The sequence below is a fragment of the Kribbella sp. DT2 genome (assembly GCF_049844575.1).
GTDB lineage: Bacteria > Actinomycetota > Actinomycetes > Propionibacteriales > Kribbellaceae > Kribbella.
The window spans coordinates 726,224-742,515 of record NZ_JBNCLH010000003.1; the positions used below are offsets into that span (position 1 = coordinate 726,224).

At 69.9% G+C, this 16,292-nt stretch carries 16 protein-coding genes; 13 read left to right on the top strand and 3 right to left on the bottom strand.

What is annotated here, in order from left to right:
- Window positions 1-3 precede the first annotated feature (3 nt).
- Both ACLQ2O_RS16760 and ACLQ2O_RS16765 read left to right on the top strand, forming a co-directional pair.
- Window positions 4-687, top strand: a complete 684-nt coding sequence (locus ACLQ2O_RS16760) for an NBR1-Ig-like domain-containing protein (protein ID WP_425832196.1) — start codon at window positions 4-6, stop codon at window positions 685-687.
- Between the two features lie 113 nt (window positions 688-800).
- Window positions 801-2,666, top strand: a complete 1,866-nt coding sequence (locus ACLQ2O_RS16765) for an alpha/beta fold hydrolase (protein ID WP_425832198.1) — start codon at window positions 801-803, stop codon at window positions 2,664-2,666.
- A 62-nt stretch (window positions 2,667-2,728) separates the two neighbouring features.
- Here the strand turns inward: ACLQ2O_RS16765 and ACLQ2O_RS16770 are convergent, their stop codons facing one another.
- Window positions 2,729-3,238: a GbsR/MarR family transcriptional regulator gene (locus ACLQ2O_RS16770; RefSeq protein WP_425832200.1), complete on the bottom strand. Its 510-nt coding sequence runs from the start codon at window positions 3,236-3,238 to the stop codon at window positions 2,729-2,731.
- A gap of 97 nt (window positions 3,239-3,335) precedes the next feature.
- On the opposite strand from ACLQ2O_RS16770, the gene ACLQ2O_RS16775 reads away from it, so the two are divergent.
- The 5 genes from ACLQ2O_RS16775 (at window position 3,336) to cobM (ending at window position 8,300) form a co-directional block, all read left to right on the top strand.
- Window positions 3,336-4,247, top strand: coding sequence for an ATP-binding cassette domain-containing protein (locus tag ACLQ2O_RS16775; protein WP_425832202.1), 912 nt, complete (start codon window positions 3,336-3,338; stop codon window positions 4,245-4,247).
- Window positions 4,247-5,845 (top strand): ABC transporter permease, encoded by a 1,599-nt coding sequence (locus tag ACLQ2O_RS16780; RefSeq protein ID WP_425832204.1) that lies wholly within the window; start codon window positions 4,247-4,249, stop codon window positions 5,843-5,845. The genes ACLQ2O_RS16775 and ACLQ2O_RS16780 overlap by 1 nt, the downstream gene beginning before the upstream one ends.
- A gap of 124 nt (window positions 5,846-5,969) precedes the next feature.
- A complete protein-coding gene (locus ACLQ2O_RS16785; RefSeq protein WP_425832206.1) occupies window positions 5,970-6,371 on the top strand; it encodes a pyridoxamine 5'-phosphate oxidase family protein in 402 nt (133 codons plus the stop codon).
- Window positions 6,364-7,557: a precorrin-6y C5,15-methyltransferase (decarboxylating) subunit CbiE gene (gene cbiE, locus ACLQ2O_RS16790; RefSeq protein ID WP_425832208.1), complete on the top strand. Its 1,194-nt coding sequence runs from the start codon at window positions 6,364-6,366 to the stop codon at window positions 7,555-7,557. Before ACLQ2O_RS16785 ends, cbiE begins: the two co-directional genes overlap by 8 nt.
- Complete coding sequence (gene cobM, locus ACLQ2O_RS16795) at window positions 7,554-8,300, top strand: precorrin-4 C(11)-methyltransferase (RefSeq protein ID WP_425832210.1); 747 nt, start codon at window positions 7,554-7,556, stop codon at window positions 8,298-8,300. Before cbiE ends, cobM begins: the two co-directional genes overlap by 4 nt.
- On the opposite strand, the gene ACLQ2O_RS16800 is transcribed toward cobM, so the two are convergent.
- Complete coding sequence (locus ACLQ2O_RS16800; RefSeq protein ID WP_425832212.1) at window positions 8,293-8,955, bottom strand: hypothetical protein; 663 nt, start codon at window positions 8,953-8,955, stop codon at window positions 8,293-8,295. The two genes, cobM and ACLQ2O_RS16800, sit on opposite strands and share 8 nt — an antisense overlap.
- Before the next feature lie 141 nt (window positions 8,956-9,096).
- Between ACLQ2O_RS16800 and ACLQ2O_RS16805 the strand changes: the two genes are divergently transcribed.
- From ACLQ2O_RS16805 to ACLQ2O_RS16830, 6 genes are all read left to right on the top strand, one after another.
- Entirely contained in the window at window positions 9,097-10,320 is a 1,224-nt protein-coding gene (locus tag ACLQ2O_RS16805) for a HupE/UreJ family protein (RefSeq protein WP_425832214.1), read from the top strand.
- 111 nt (window positions 10,321-10,431) lie between these two features.
- Complete coding sequence (locus tag ACLQ2O_RS16810) at window positions 10,432-11,976, top strand: fibronectin type III domain-containing protein (RefSeq protein WP_425832216.1); 1,545 nt, start codon at window positions 10,432-10,434, stop codon at window positions 11,974-11,976.
- A gap of 82 nt (window positions 11,977-12,058) precedes the next feature.
- On the top strand, window positions 12,059-12,982 hold the full coding sequence (locus ACLQ2O_RS16815) for a WxL protein peptidoglycan domain-containing protein (RefSeq protein WP_425832218.1): 924 nt from the start codon (window positions 12,059-12,061) through the stop codon (window positions 12,980-12,982).
- 7 nt (window positions 12,983-12,989) lie between these two features.
- Window positions 12,990-13,703: a cobalt-precorrin-6A reductase gene (locus ACLQ2O_RS16820; RefSeq protein WP_425832220.1), complete on the top strand. Its 714-nt coding sequence runs from the start codon at window positions 12,990-12,992 to the stop codon at window positions 13,701-13,703.
- A 13-nt stretch (window positions 13,704-13,716) separates the two neighbouring features.
- A complete protein-coding gene (gene rpe, locus ACLQ2O_RS16825; RefSeq protein WP_425832222.1) occupies window positions 13,717-14,376 on the top strand; it encodes a ribulose-phosphate 3-epimerase in 660 nt (219 codons plus the stop codon).
- Window positions 14,377-14,635: 259 nt separating this feature from the next.
- Entirely contained in the window at window positions 14,636-15,388 is a 753-nt protein-coding gene (locus tag ACLQ2O_RS16830; RefSeq protein WP_425832634.1) for an HAD-IIA family hydrolase, read from the top strand.
- Here ACLQ2O_RS16830 and ACLQ2O_RS16835 read toward each other — a convergent pair.
- Window positions 15,385-16,185, bottom strand: a complete 801-nt coding sequence (locus ACLQ2O_RS16835) for a polysaccharide deacetylase family protein (RefSeq protein ID WP_425832224.1) — start codon at window positions 16,183-16,185, stop codon at window positions 15,385-15,387. The genes ACLQ2O_RS16830 and ACLQ2O_RS16835 overlap by 4 nt on opposite strands.
- Between the last annotated feature and the right edge of the window lie 107 nt (window positions 16,186-16,292).

The window sequence follows — 16,292 nt, forward strand, 5'->3', positions numbered from 1 at the left end:
ACCGTGAGGCCAGCTCAGGCACGGACCGTGATCGGCAGCCGGATGCGCGAGCTCCGGGAGGCGGCCGGCGTCCCTCTCACGCGCGCCGCCGACCTGTCCGGCTGGGACAAGGGACACCTGTCCCGGGTCGAGCGCGGCCACACCAAACCCAGCCGCGAACTGATCGAGTGGTACGACGAGCAGTTCGGCGCCGACAGCTCGCTGGTGAACCAGTTGGTCGAGCTCGACGCCGCCGTCCGGGCCGGCAAGGACGTGTCGCAGCGTGACCAGCGCCGCCACGTCCAGCCGGTCGTCCTGGGTGGATCCGTGCCGGTGGACTACCACCCCGACGACCGGGCGGAGTTGGTCGGCGAGTGCATGCCGGACGGTACCCGGGTGGTCCGGGACCAGAAGTTCGAGAAGACCTGGGAGATCCGCAACAGCGGCGAACGCCCGTGGCAGGACCGCTGGCTGACCCGGCAGGGCGCGGCCGCGACGCCCGGCTGGATGCGTTCACCCCGCTCGGCGCGGATCCCGGACGCCCTGCCGGACCAGATCGTGACGGTCCGGATGCTGCTGCAGGCGCCGTCCCAGGTCGGCGCCTCCACGGCGTACTTCAAGATCACCGATGACGCCGGCCGGCTCTACTACCCGGGCCTGGAGTCCCCGCCGATCTACTGCACGATCCACACCGTCTACGAGTTGTAGGGGCTCTCCCGACGCAAGTTTGCCCTTGAGTGGGGCTTGACCCCTGGTAACTGCCCGGTCAGGCGATTTAGGTTGCCGTATTCCTGTCCGCCTGGAACAACGGGAGCCCGAGCGTGTTCACTACCCGCAAGATCGCGGTGGCCGTAGCAACAGCCACCGCCGCGGCGCTGGTCCTTCCGCTGCTGACGGCCACCACGGCCGCAGCCGCGCCGAAGCCGACCGATCCGCCGACGCCGTCCATCCCGCAGAAGTACCTCGACCAGCCGATCAACTGGTCGGTCTGCTCGTTCGACGCGCAGGTCAAGTCGCTCTACCCGCAGGCCCCCACCACCAACTGCGCCAAGGTGAAGGTGCCGATGGACTGGGCCAACCCGACCGCGCACCCCGACGTCGAGGTCGCCATCGCCTACAGCAAGGCGACCGGTACGTCGAAGGGCCTGATGGCCTCCAACCCCGGCGGTCCGGGCGGCGCCGGCCTGAACCTGACCGCGGCCCTGGGCACCGACAAGCCGCAGCTGTTCAGCGACTTCGACCTGGTCGGCTTCGACCCGCGCGGGTTCGGTCAGAGCACGCCGCTGCAGTGCGTCACCACCGCCGAGGCCCTGAACGCGCTGCCGGTGACGCCGGACTACAAGGAGCGCACCAAGCTCACCCACAAGGTCGAGATGGCCGAGGCCAAGCTGCAGGCCGACGCCTGCTCGGCGACCGAGTTCGGCCAGTTCGTCAGCAGCCAGCAGACCGTGTTCGACATGGACTTCATCCGGGCGCTGCTCAAGGCCCGGCAGCTGAGCTTCATCGGCTACAGCTACGGCACCTGGCTCGGCGGCTGGTACGCCGACACCTACCCGTCGAAGGTCGGCCGGTTCGTGCTGGACTCCAACATGGACTGGACCCACACCCAGTGGGACAACGTGAACTTCGACCCGTTCTCCGGCCAGCGCCGCCGCGACACCCAGCTGTTCCCGTGGATCGCCCGGCACGCCGACCAGATCACCGGCCTCGGAAAGACGCCGGCGCAGGTCCTTGCCAAGTACAACGGCGTCCGCGCGTCGCTGGTCACGCTGGTCAAGGCCGGCGAGAGCTCGGTCCGCGGTGACGGCCTGGACGGCAACATCTACAGCGCGATCTACGGCAACGTCCGGTTCATCCGGGCGACGCTGGACGTCCTGGTGCACGACGAGTTCGTGAAGGACCCGGACGCCGGTGAGATCACCGTGCAGCACGTCGACCGCGCGTGGGCCCGGCTCGCGCCGGAGCTGCAGGCCTTCGACACGCTCGCCGCGATCAGGGCCCGGTACGGCGTGACCGCCGCGGCCGCGACCGCCACGGCGGCCGCGCAGGTCGACTCGGCCAAGTCGGTGCTCGCCGACGCCCGCGAGACCGCCGCCCGCGCGACCTCGGGCGACCAGCCGGTGAACCTCGGCGCGATCGGGAACACCGTGCGCTGCAACGACACCGCCTGGAACAAGGACCCGAACTTCTACACCAAGGAAGCCGACAAGATGGCCAAGAAGTACGACTTCTTCGGCTACATGAACGGCGTCCCGATGTGTGCGTACTGGAAGTACGCCCCGCAGGACCGCAACCTGGACCTGAAGGGCTCGCCGCGGATGCTGATCGTCCAGGGCGAGCTCGACCCGGCGACGGCGTACGAGGGGTCGCTGCGGACGCACAACGACACCCAGCAGGTCACCCGGTTCGTCGCGATCGACGACGAGGGCCAGCACGGCCAGTACATCGGGTCGGCGTCGGCGTGCGCCGAGGCGATCGGTGACCGGTTCGTGTTCGGCGGGGAGCTGCCGGGCAAGGACCAGGTCTGCGGCACCAGCCCGCTGCCGGCCGAGCTGTCGGTCTACCCGGTCAAGGGCCCGGTCGACGGCAAGGCGGTCCAGCTGCCGAAGTCGAAGGCCGGCTCGCTCAAGGTGAGCTCGCTGCTGCAGCAGACGCTCGACACGGTGGCGGCCAGCTCGCTGCGCTAGTCACCCCGTACGACGAAGGCCCCGGCGATCTCGGTCGCCGGGCCTTCGGTCGTGTCTGGCAACTAGCGGGCGTCGGCCTGACGCGCGTCGTACTCGGCGTCCAGTTCGGCCTTGCGCTTCACCCAGCGCTCGCTCAGCCCGTCGACCTCCTCCTGGATGAACGCCAGGAAGCCGAGCGTCGAGCTGACCCGGCGGTGCGACTCGCTGCCCGGCTCGAGCACGTTGATCAGCTGGCCGAGGATGTCCTCCCAGCGTGGCAGGAAGCGGTCCTGCCGCATCATCGACTCGTACCAGAAGTCGTCCTGCACGACGTACACGTCGCGCCGGCTGCCCGGCTCGCGCTCGCGGCTGGCCAGCCGCATCTGCAGCAGGTACCGCACCGCGCCGGAGACCGCCGCGGGGCTGGCCTGCAGCTGCTCGCACAACTCGGCCGAGGTCATCCGTCCGTCCTCGCTGGACAGGACGGCGGCGAAGACCCGGGCCGACATCCGCGGCCAGCCGGTGTCGGCCAGCAGGTTGCCGAATCCCTCGGCGTACCGCTGGACGGCCGCGTCGTCTCGTTGTCCGTTCATCGCCCCATCATCTCCTCTCGGTGACCGGAATCCCTGACGTGTGAGAGACACGTTAGAAAGATTCACAAATTACTGAATGAAGTGTAGCTTCTGAAACATGACATCAGCCATCATCGTCTCCGGACTGCACAAGTCCTACGGCGCGACGCACGCGCTCGACGGTCTCGACCTGGACGTCGCGACCGGCGAGGTGCACGGCTTCCTCGGCCCGAACGGCGCGGGGAAGTCCACCACGATCCGGGTTCTGCTCGGTCTGCTCCGCGGCGACTCCGGCGATGTGTCGCTGCTCGGCGGCGACCCGTGGCACGACGCCGCGGCACTGCACCGCCGGCTCGCCTACGTTCCGGGTGACGTGAACCTGTGGCCGAACCTGACCGGTGGCGAGGTGATCGACCTGCTCGGCCGGCTGCGCGGGGGGCTGGACCCGAAGAAGCGCGACGACCTGCTGCGCCGCTTCGACCTCGACCCGACCAAGAAGGGCCGGACCTACTCCAAGGGCAACCGGCAGAAGGTCGCGCTGGTCGCGGCGCTCGCCTCGGACGTCGAGCTGCTGATCCTGGACGAGCCGACCTCCGGGCTCGACCCGCTGATGGAGGAGGTCTTCCGTCAGTGCATCGAGGAGGAGCGGCACCGTGACCGGACCGTGCTGCTGTCCAGCCACATCCTGTCCGAGGTCGAGGCGCTCTGCGACCGGATCAGCATCATCCGCAAGGGCAATGTGGTCGAGACCGGCACGCTGGCCGACCTGCGGCACCTGACCCGGACGTCGATCCAGGCCGAGCTGGCCGCCTCGCCGAACGGGCTGGCCTCGTTGCCCGGCGTCCACAGTCTCGAGGTCGAGGACAATCGGGTGCGCTGCGAGGTCGACACCGCGCAGCTCGACGGCCTGATGAAGCAGCTCGCCGCGAGCGGGATCAAGAGCCTCGTCGCGCAGCCGCCGACGCTGGAGGAGCTGTTCCTGCGGCACTACGAGGACGACACCGCAACGCCTGAGATGGCTGATGCCTGATGAAGGACTTCATCGGTACGTCGACCCTGGTCCGGCTGGCCCTGCGCCGGGACCGGGTGCTGATCCCCTTGTGGGTGGTCGTCTTCGCGATCACCGCTGCCGGTTCGGCGCAGGCCTCGATCGAGGTGTTCCCCGACGTGCAGTCCCGGGTCGAGGCAGCCGCCACGACGAACTCGTCGCCCGCGCTGCTCTCGCTGTACGGCCGCATCTTCGACCCGACCTCGCTGGGCGAGGTGTCGCTGTTCAAGCTGACCAGCTTCGGCGCCCTGCTGGTCGGGTTGCTGGCCGCGATCATCGTCAACCGCCACACCCGTGGTGAGGAGGAGACCGGCCGGCTCGAGCTGCTCAGCGCCGGTGTCCTCGGCCGGTACGCCGCACTGGCAGCCGGTCTGATCGTTGCCTCTGGCACCGTTATCCTGCTCGGCCTCTTCAGTGCCCTGGGTCTCATCGGCGCGGGCCTGCCGGCCGCCGGGTCCTTCGCCTTCGGCCTGACGTGGGCCGCGGCCGGCCTGGCCTTCGCCGGTGTCAGCGCGCTGATCGTCCAGCTCACCGAGAACGCCCGGACGGCGACCGGCATGACCGCCGTCGTCCTCGGCGTCGCGTACGTTTTGCGCGCGATCGGCGACTCGTCGGCCAGCGGCAGTTCCGAGTGGGTCTCCTGGCTGTCGCCGATCGGCTGGACCCAGCAGATCCGCCCGTTCGCCGGTGACCGGTACGTCGTCGCGCTGCTGCCGATCGCGCTGCTCGCCGTACTGGTGGTCGCCGCTTTCGCTCTGCTTCGCCGCCGTGACATCGGCGCCGGCCTGGTCCGCCCACGCCCCGGCCCGCCGGTCGCCGCCCGGTCGCTGAACTCGCCGCTCGCCCTGGCCTGGCGCCTGCAACGAGGAGCGCTCTACGGCTGGTCCGCCGCGTTCCTCCTGCTCGGCCTGATCGTTGGCAACATCGCCAGCAACGTCGACGGCTTCGTCACCAGCGACAGCGCGAAGGAACTCGTCCAGAAACTCGGCGGCGTCGAGGGCATCACCGACGCCTTCCTGGCCACCGAAACCGGACTTCTAGGCCTTCTGGCCAGCGCCTTCGGCATCCAGGCCGCCCTCCGTCTCCGCTCCGAGGAGACGGCCCTCCGCGCCGAACCCCTCCTGGCCACCGGCGTCACCAGAACCCGCTGGCTCTCCAGCCACGTCCTCATCGCCCTCCTCGGCACCACGCTCCTGGCACTCCTGGGCGGCCTCGGCAGCGGTATCTCCAGCGGCGCCTCGCTGGGCAACATGGGCCACCAGATCCCACGCCTCCTGGCCGCCGCCGCAGTCCAGCTGCCGGCCACCTGGCTCGTCACCGCTCTGGTCATCCTCCTCTTCGGAGCCCTGCCCCGCGCGATCACCGCCGCCTGGTTCCTCTACGGCCTCTTCCTCCTGATCGGCCAGTTCGGCTCGATCTTCAACCTCCCGCAGTCCGTGATGAACCTCAGCCCCTACGCCCACACCCCCCGCCTCCCCGGCGGCGAGTTCTCCGCCACCCCGCTGATCTGGCTGCTCGCCATCACCGCGGCCCTCACCGCGGCGGGCTACACCACCTTCCGTCGCCGAGACATCGGCTGACCCCGAACCTCCACCACTCACCAACCTCTCCTCCGGCCGCCGCTCGCGTACCTCGTACGCCGAGCGGCGTCCGCGCGTGAAGGCTTGGTGAGTGGTGGAGGTACCCGCCGTCTACGATCGGCTGGTGGATTCGGTGCTGAGTGACCCGTCGTCCGGCTTCGTCGAGTTCTGGACCGAGCGGCACCTGTGCGTGTTGAGCACCGTGCGGAAGGACGGGTCAGTGCACTCCGTTCCGGTGGGGGTGACGGTCGACTTCGAGGCCGGGGTGGCTCGGGTGATCTGCAGCGGGACCTCGCACAAGGCCCGGGTGGTTCGGGCGGCCGGGGCCGAGGGGGCCGCGGTGGCGGTGGCTCAGGTGGACGGGCGGAAGTGGTCGTCGCTGGAAGGCCGCGCGGTCGTGCGCGATGACCCGGCCGACGTGGCGGAGGCCGAGCGGCGGTACGCGGAGCGGTACAAGCAGCCGCGGGTGAATCCCCAGCGGGTCGTGGTGGAGATCGCCGTGACCAAGGTGCTCGGCAATGTCTGAGTTGACGGTCGTCGGTGTAGGGGCCGATGGCTGGGACGGGTTGTCCCCGGCAGCGCGGCAGGCGGTGGAGGCCGCTGAGGTGCTGATGGGGAGTGCCCGGCAGCTGGCGCTGGTTCCTGACGTCGCCGAGAAGATCGCCTGGCCGTCGCCGTTGTCGGAGTCGCTGCCGGGGTTGCTGGCGACGTACGGAGCCCGGAAGATCTGCGTGCTGGCCAGCGGTGACCCGACCTTCCACGGCATCGGTACGACGCTCACCCGGCTGCTCGGCCCGGACGCGGTGCGCGTCATCCCGCACCCGTCGAGTGTTTCGCTGGCCTGTGCGCGGCTCGGCTGGCCGCAGGACCAGATCGAGGTGGTCAGCCTGGTGGGTCACCCGCTCGAGCTGATCCACCCGCACGTCCAGCCGGGCCGGCGACTCGTCGTACTGAGCTGGGGGCCGCACACGCCGGCTGAGGTCGCGCGGCTGCTGACAGATCGCGGGTACGGCGGCTCGACGGTCACCGTGCTGGAGCGGCTCGGCTCACCCGACGAGACGGTCAGGACCCGCGCGGCGCGCGACTGGGACCACACCGTCGACGCCCTCAACGTCATCGGCGTCGAGTGCCGACCGGATCCCGACGCCTCGCTGCTACCGACCAGCCCCGGTCTGCCCGACGCCGTGTACGAGAGCGACGGCCAGCTCACCAAGCGCGAGGTCCGCGCGGTCACGCTGTCGCGGCTGGCTCCGGTCCCCGGGCAGCTGCTCTGGGACGTCGGCGGCGGCGCCGGCAGCATCGCGATCGAGTGGACCCGCCACCACCCGAGCTGCCGCGCGGTGGCGATCGAGCGTGACCCCGACCGGGCGAAACGACTCGACCGCAACGCGGCGAGCCTCGGTGTGGTCGTCAGGACCACAGTCGGTGCGGCACCCGAAGCACTCAAAGATCTGGAGAGCCCTGACGCGATCTTCATCGGTGGCGGTGGCACCAAGCCCGGCGTGGTCGAGACCTGCTGGGAAGCACTCAACCCTGGCGGCCGCCTGGTGATGAACGGCGTCACCCTGGAGACCGAGACCCTGATCGCCCGCTGGTACGCCGAGCTGGGCGGCGACCTCGTCCGCCTGTCGGTGCAGCGCGCCTCACCGGTCGGCGGGATGACCGGCTGGCGTCCCGCGATGCCCGTGACGATCTGGAGCGTGACCAAGTGACCGTCCACTTCATCGGCGCCGGACCGGGCGCGGCCGACCTGATCACCGTCCGCGGCCGCGACCTGATCGCGAGCTCACCCGTCTGCCTGTACGCCGGTGCGCTGGTCCCGCTCGAGCTGCTCGACCACTGCCCGGACGGCGCCCGCAAGGTCGACACGGCCAACCTCGACCTCGACCAGATCCTCACCGAGCTGTCGGCCGCGCACGAGCGGGGCAGCGACGTCGCACGACTGCATTCGGGCGACCCGTCGGTGTTCTCCGCGATGGCCGAGCAGATGCGCCGGCTCGACGCGCTCGGCATTCCGTACGACGTGACACCCGGCGTACCGGCGTACGCGGCGGCCGCTGCCACGCTGCGCCGCGAGCTCACCGTGCCCGAGGTCGGCCAGACGGTGATCCTGACCCGGGTCGGCGGTCGCGCGACCGCGATGCCGCCGGGGGAGAGCCTGGCCATGCTCGGCGCGAGCCGCGCCACGATGGTGCTGCACCTGGCCGTCCAGCAGATCGAGCGGCTGGTCGAGGAGCTCGTCCCGAACTACGGCGAGGACTGCCCGGTCGCCGTCGTCGCCCGCGCCAGCAGGCCCGACGAGCTGATCCTGCGCGGGACGCTCGCCGACATCGCCGAGCAGGTGCGGCAGGCCGGCGTACGGCGTACCGCTGTCGTCATCGTCGGCGAGACGCTTGCTGCCGGCAACTTCCCCGACAGCCACCTCTACTCGACGACGCGGTCCCGCTCTAGCTGATCCACACGACGATGCCCGTGAGCCCGTGCAGCACGCCGGCCACGCCGGCGCGGATCGCGGCGCCGGCGCGTTCGGGAGTGAACGTCGCCGGGTCGTAGTCCGACGACATCCCGAGGCCCTCGCCGCGGAACGCCGCGCCGGTCCAGTCCGCGGCGGTGACGTTGTGCGTCGGCTCGGCCACCTCGGCGCCGATCACCAGGAACTGCTGGCCCAGGTGGTTGGCGGTGATCAGCGCCATCGGGTCGATCAGGTCGTGACCGGCGACGACGATCAGGTCCGGCTTCAGCGCCAGCGCCTCGTTGATCCGGTCGATCCGGTGCACGGCGTCGTCGGCGGTGATCTTCTTCAGGCTCACTTTCTCCGCCGTGGCCCACCCGTTCACCGCGTCGGTCAGCGTCTTCGTCTGCGTGTCGGTGCCGGCCGAGAGCAGCACGACCCGGTAACCCTCCGCCGGGTGCACGGCGTCCCACGACCCGGGCCTCGGCGAGATCGTTGCCTCCGGTGTCGGGACCGCCTTCGGGTCGACGAACCCGTTGCCCAGGGCACCGACCGGTCCGGGTGCGACCCGCGGTGCGGCCCAGTCGTCCTGGGCGCCGCAGCCGGTCAGGACAACGGCGAGCGCGAGCACGATCGTCGCGGCGGGTCGCGAGCGCAAGGGGTCCTCCGGAACGGCAACGGCAGCAAAACAACGCCCTTTCTACCCCAGGACGTAGTGATATCGGGTCTGCGTCGCGAGATGTTCGTCGTTCGTTCACCCGTCGCGTGCACGGTGCGAACGACCCCGAAAGAAGGCATCATGTTCACCCGCAACCGTCCGTACGGCGTCGCTCGCGCAGCGCTCACCACCCTGCTGCTGGCCGTCCTGGGACTGGCGCTCGGCGCCCCGCTCGCCTCGGCGCACGGCTTCTCCTCCGTCGTGTACGTCGCCGTCACCGCGCCCGAGCGCGGCCACGTCCGGGCCGAGCTCGGCCTCGAGTACGACCTGCTGGTGGTCTCCGCCGCGGACAGCGAGAAGGACGACCCGCTGTTCCGCGAGGGCACCGCCGCGTTCGACGCCCAGGACCCGGTCGCCCAGGCCGCCGCCCTGACCGCGCACACCAAGGCGGTGAACGCCTACGTGGGCAAGCGATTCACCGTCGCGACCGACGCTCAGGCCTGTACGCCGACGCAGGCCGGTGACTACACGATGACGATGCGCGACGGCGCGCCGTACGCGCTGCTCGTCCTCGACTACGCGTGTCCGGAGCCCGCCGACGAGCACGAGGTCCGCAGCGAGCTGTTCCCGGACAGCGAGACGTACGTCAAGGACACCAAGACGATCCTGACCTACGACCTGGACCTCAAGTCGGGCAGCGCCGCGCTCGACAAGGAGCACCGGTCGTTCTCGACCCACCAGTCGACGACCGAGCGGTTCTGGGAGTTCTTCCGGCTCGGCGCCGAGCACCTGCTGACCGGGATCGACCACATCCTGTTCCTGCTCGCGCTGATCGCCGGGTCCCGCCGGCTGCGCGAGGTCGTGCTCGCGGCGACGTCGTTCACGCTGGCCCACTCGGTCACGTTCGTGCTCGCCGCGCTCGGCATCGTGCACGTGCCGGCGTCGTTCGTCGAGCCGGTGATCGCGCTGTCGATCGCGGTGGTCGCGGGCTGGCACCTTTGGCGCCTCAGGCAACGAGGTCTGCACGCAGGGGAGCTGGAGACGATCCGCAACCGCCGCCTCAGCCTGGACCGCGCGGGCTGGATCCGGCTCGGTGTCGTGTTCTGCTTCGGGCTCGTGCACGGCCTCGGGTTCGCCAGCGCGCTCGGCATCGACGCCGCGTGGTCCTGGCAGCTGCTCTGGTCGTTGCTGGTGTTCAACATCGGCCTGGAGACCGTGCAGCTGACGATCATCGCGCTGGTCTTCCCGATCCTCGCGCTGCTGCGCCGTCGTACGCCGATCACGGCACTGTGGGTGACCGGTGCACTCTCCGCCGGAGTCGCTGTGACGGGCCTGGTCTGGTTCGTCCAGCGGGTCGCCAATTGATTGAACCCGAATATTTTGTTGCGACGGAAACAGTTGTTCACCGTCGGTCCACCCGCCGAGAGGAAGTTGGCGAAGCAACTACTTCTCGTACCTGAAACGGACGGAACATCGATGAAGTTCAACCAGTGGAAGCAGCTCCGCCCCCGCGGAGCTGCTGGACGCCGCCTGGCCCTGGCCGCGGTGGCGATGGTGGGGGTTTCCACAGTGTTCGCCGGCGGTCTGTCGACCGCGACGGCCGCCAGGAAGCCGGTCGACGGAGAGCCCGTCGTCGTCTCCCGCGTCGTGCTCGGCGTGGGAGCCAAGGAGAACCAGCGGGTCCTGAGCTGGTACGCCTCGACCGCCGCGGGCACGCTTGTCCAGGTCGTCCCGGCCAACCAGGTGAAGAAGGGCGTGTTCCCCGCGAACGCGACCTCCTTCCCGGCCACCGTGGCGGCGAACACCGTCAACGGCGGCTACAACGCGCACTCGACGATCGACGGTCTCAAGCAGCGGGAGAAGTACGCCTACCGGATCGGGAACGCCGGCCACTGGTCGCCGACGTACACGTTCCAGACCCAGGACTTCAAGGGCGACTTCAGCTTCCTGTTCTTCGGCGACCCGCAGATCGGCTCGTCCGGTGACACCGCCAAGGACGGAGCCGGCTGGGCCGACACCCTGAAGGTCGCGACCGCCGCCAACCCGAAGGCCGAGCTCCTGGTCTCCGGTGGCGACCAGGTCGAGTCCGCGAACACCGAGTCGCAGTGGGACGCCTTCCTGGGCTCCGACGTGCTGCGCAAGTACCCGTGGGCCGCGACCATCGGCAACCACGACGTCGGTGGCAAGGCGTACGAGCAGCACTTCTGGACACCGAACACCGACCGTTCGACGCCGTACTACGCCGGTGCCCAGGCGACCACCTCCGGTGGTGACTACTGGTACCTGTACAAGGGCGTGCTGTTCATCGACCTGAACAGCAACGCGATCGCCAACGCCTCGGACGCCGCGCACATCGGCTACGTGACCAGCGTCGTCAACAAGTACGGCGCGAAGGCGAAGTACACCGTGCTGGTCTACCACCACGCGATCTACTCGCCGGCCGCGCACGCCAACGACGGTGACAACCAGGTACGTCGTCAGGACTTCCCGACCGCGTTCTCCAACCTGGGCGTCGACCTGGTGCTGTCGGGCCACGACCACAGCTACTCGCGCAGCTACCAGATCAAGAACGGCAAGAAGGCGGACAAGAAGGAGCAGCCGGGCGCGACGCAGGTCAGCCAGGGTCCCGGCGGCGTCGTCTACGTGACGGCGAACTCGGCGTCGGGCTCGAAGTACTACGACCTGACCAAGCCCGACGTCACCGAGGACCCGAACTACGGTCCGGACCCGTTGAACCCGAAGAACCACTGGGCCAACTCGGTCGAGAACCAGGAGCACGTCCGGACCTACATCCGGGTGCAGGTCAAGGACGACAAGCTGGTCGTCGAGAACCTGCGCAGCGGCACCTGCGCGGCGCCGAACGCGGCGGTCGAGCAGGGCAACGTCGACTGGTGCGGCCCGAACAGCGGCGCCACCGCGGCCAAGCCGGTCGGCTCGGCCGTCGACAAGGTCGCGATCAAGGCCTACCAGGGTGGCAAGAGCGACCACAAGGTTGCCGCCGACACCAACTGGCTGCGCTGAGCACCTTCGGCTGAGCCACTGATCCATCGGGTGGGGCGGGCGGGGGCCCGCTCCACCTTCCTACTTTTCGAGGACCTCATCCATGCGATCGACCCGTCTCCTGGCCGCCGCGGTGCTGGCCGCCACCAGCCTGTCCGCCGTACCGGCTTCTGCCGCTGATGCTCCGTGGAGCGTGCAGCCGGCCGACAACGCCTTCGGGCCGGACCGGCAGAACTACACCTACACGGTCGCGCCGGGGGAGAAGGTGGACGACGGGCTGTCGGTCGTCAACCGCGGGACCACGGCGCTCGACCTGGCCGTGTACGCCGCGGATGGATTCACCACGGACACGGGTCAGCTGGACCTGCGCCATCAGACGGAGAAGGCCACGACTGTTGGCGCCTGGGTCCGCCCGGGGCTGACGCACGTGAAGATCCAGCCGGGCAAGTCGGCCGCGGTTCCGTTCACCTTGACCGTACCGACCGACGCGGCGCCGGGGGACCACATCGGCGGGATCGTCACCTCGGTCGAACAAGCGGGGTCGGAGCAGCGAATGGGCGTGCGGATCCAGCTGCGGGTCGGTGGTGAGCTGAAGCCGCAGCTGACGGTGAGCGAGGTGCAGGTGCACCCGCCGCTGGTCGGTGGGGACGCGACGGTCACCTACACCGTGCACAACACCGGCAACGCGACCGTGTCCGCGCGGCAGACGGCGTCGCTGGCTGGACCCTTTGGTCAACTAAGGGCGTCGGCGACCGATGTTGCCGATTCGCCCGCGCTCCTGCCGGGCGACAAGTGGAACGCCACGGTTGCGGTCAAGGGGGTCGCTGCCGTGCTGCCCCTGAGCGCCGACGTGACCGTCACGCCACTTCTCACCGACGCGGCGGGCTCGACCTCGCAGCTGGCGTCGGTCGACGCCGGCGCGCACGCTCGCGTGCTGCCGCTGGTGCTGATCGTCGTGCTGCTCCTGCTGGTTGCCGCCGGGCTGATCGTCCGCCGCCGTACGGTGCAGCGGGCCGCCGCGAGATAGTGGGGCCGTGAAGGTCCTCCTGCTCGGTGGCACCGGCGAAGCCCGGCGCCTCGCCGACCTCCTGGTCGCCCAGGACATCGACGTCGTGTCGTCCCTCGCCGGCCGTACGACGAACGCCCGGCTGCCGGTCGGGGAGGTCCGCCAGGGCGGCTTCGGGGGAGTCGAAGGCTTGATGGACCGGCTCCAGGACGTCGACGCGCTGGTCGACGCAACCCACCCGTTCGCCGCCACGATGACCGAGCACGCCGCCGAAGCAGCCCAACGCACCGGGACCCCGCTGCTGGTGCTCCGCCGACCGGGGTGGTCCGCGACCTCAGGGCAGTGGGTGGATTCTGCCGATGTCGCCGCTCAGCTCCTTCCGCAAGCCGGAACGCGCGCCTTCCTCACCATCGGCCGACAGGGGCTCGATGCCTTCGCTCACACCGGTCTGTGGACTCTGGCGCGCTGTGTCGATCCGCCCGAGATGCTGCCCACCTGGTGCACGCTCCTCCTCGCTCGCGGCCCGTTCACGCTGGAGGGCGAGCTCGCCCTCCTCCGCGAGTACCGGATCGACGTGCTGGTCACCAAGGACAGCGGCGGCGCCATGACCTCGGCGAAACTCGAGGCCGCCCGGCAGCTCGGCGTACCGGTGGTCGTCATCCGTCGCCCGCCGCTGCCGCCCGGCGTACAGGCTGTGGAGTCGGTCGACCAGGTCGTCGAGTGGCTGCAGGCCCGTCGGTAGAATCCGAACCCTTATGGGTATCCAGATCGCACCGAGCATCCTGTCCGCGGACTTCGCCAGGCTGGCCGACGAGGCCGCGGCGGTCCCGAACGCCGACTGGCTGCACGTCGACGTGATGGACAACCACTTCGTCCCGAACCTCACCCTCGGTCTGCCGATCGTCGAGTCGCTCGCGAAGGCCGCCGCCCAGCCCCTCGACTGCCACCTGATGATCGAGGATCCCGACCGCTGGGCGCCTGGCTACGTCGAGGCCGGCGCGAGCAGCGTCACCTTCCACGCCGAGGCCTGCCGCGCGCCGATCCGCACCGCCCGCGAGATCCGCGCCAAGGGCGCCCGCGCCTCGATGGCTCTCAAGCCGGCGACCCCGATCGAGCCGTACGAGGACCTGCTCCCCGAGCTCGACATGATCCTGATCATGACCGTCGAGCCCGGCTTCGGCGGCCAGAAGTTCCTCGACGTCTGCCTGCCCAAGATCCGCCGGACCCGCGCCCTGCTCGACAAGCACGGCCTGGACCTGTGGATCCAGATCGACGGCGGCGTCTCCGCCGAAACCATCGAACGCTGCGCCGAGGCCGGCGCCGACGTCTTCGTCGCGGGCTCGGCCGTCTACAACGCCGACGACCCGAACCAGATGGTCGAAAACCTCCGCACCCTCGCCCAGAACGCCGGCTGACCCGCCACGAGCACCCAGGTCCGCGAGGGCCCGAGGGCAAACCACCGGGTCCGCGAGAACCAGGCCATGATCGCGCCCCAAGTCTTTCCGGCCGGAGCGGTCTCAGCCACCTACTGCCGTCTCGGCCGCATCGCCGCCGACCTGCCCACCGAGTGGTTCACGGGGAGAACCTGATCGGTCTGCGAAGATCAGGGAGAAATCCGACGGCGAGGAGATTGTGGTGAGTGAGCACAAGCCGGTGGAGAGCTGGCTGACGGACATGGACGGCGTGCTGGTGCACGAGGAGCGCGCCATTCCGGGGGCTTCGGAGTTCATCGCCACGCTGCAGACGTCCGGGCGGAAGTTCCTGGTGCTGACGAACAACTCGATCTACACGCCGCGGGACCTGCGGGCCCGGCTGCTGGCCGGTGGGATCGACGTGCCGGAGCAGGCGATCTGGACGAGTGCGCTCGCGACGGCGCAGTTCCTCGACGACCAGCGCGCGGGCGGTACGGCGTACGTGATCGGCGAGGCGGGGCTCACGACCGCGCTGCACGAGGTCGGGTACGTGCTGACCGACCGCGACCCGGACTACGTGGTGCTGGGGGAGACCCGCACGTACTCCTTCGAGGCGATCACCCGGGCGATCCGCCTGATCGCGGACGGCGCCCGCTTCCTCGCGACCAACCCCGACCCGACCGGCCCGTCCAAGGAAGGCCCGCTGCCGGCGACCGGCTCGGTCGCCGCGCTGATCACCCGGGCGACCGGCGTCGCGCCGTACTTCGTCGGCAAGCCGAACCCGCTGATGATGCGCTCAGCACTCAACCGCATCGAGGCGCACTCGGAGACCTCGGTGATGATCGGCGACCGGATGGACACCGACATCATCAGCGGTCTCGAAGCCGGCCTGCGCAGCATCCTCGTGCTGACCGGCTCGACCGGCGAGCACGAGGTCGACCGGTTCCCCTACCGGCCGACCCGGATCGTCGAGTCGATCGCCGACGTCGTCCCCCTGATCACCGCGCTGGCTTAGCGCGCACACTCCGCCGTCCGGAAGCCGAAGCCGCTGTCCTTGAGCAGTTGCAGGATTCCGGGCAGGGCCGCGATCGTCTGGGCGCGGTTGCCGCCGCCGTCGTGGAAGAGGATCACCGACCCGTCGCGGACGTGCGTGGCGACCCGCTGCTCGATCGCGGCTTGACCTGGGCGGGTCCAGTCGCGGGAGTCGACGTCCCAGAGGACCAGGCGCTTGCCGAGCGAGGCCGCCCTCCGGTCGAGGAGCGCGCTGCGGGCACCGTACGGCGGTCGCAGGCAGTCCGTCGTCCTGCCGCCGGCGGCGTGGATCTGCGCGTCCGTGTCCTTCACCTGGCGCTGGAACGCGCTCCACGACAGCTTGCTCAGGTCGGCGTGCGACCAGGTGTGGTTCTGCACGCTGTGCCCGCGCTGCGTCAGGGTCCGCGTCAGCTCCGGGTGGCGTTTCGCCTCGGTGCCGATCACGAAGAACGTCGCCTTGACGCCGTACCGGTCGAGGATGTCGAGGATCTGCGGGGTGTACCGCGGGTCAGGTCCGTCGTCGAAGGTGAGCACGACGGACTTGGCCGGAGCGGGAGGAGGCGACGGGGCGGGTGCGGCCACGGCCCGGTCGGGCTCGTGGGCCTTGCCGATGGCGGCGGTGCCGAGCCCCACGACCAGTGCGACGACCAGAAGCGTGAGCAGTACGGCGGCCGACGGCGTGCGGCGGGCACCTACTGAGGAGGCCTGAGACTCTGACGTGGACAGAGCGGACAGGGCGGCTGACAGGCGGCGGCGATCGGGCAGATGACGCAGGACCATGTGTCCCCCAGGGCGGTTGGCGGCCTCACTCCGCCCACGATCGACCCGATCCGCGGAAACGGCGGCCCCCACGCCGCTTCCGTGTCAACTACCCGGATACCGGACGG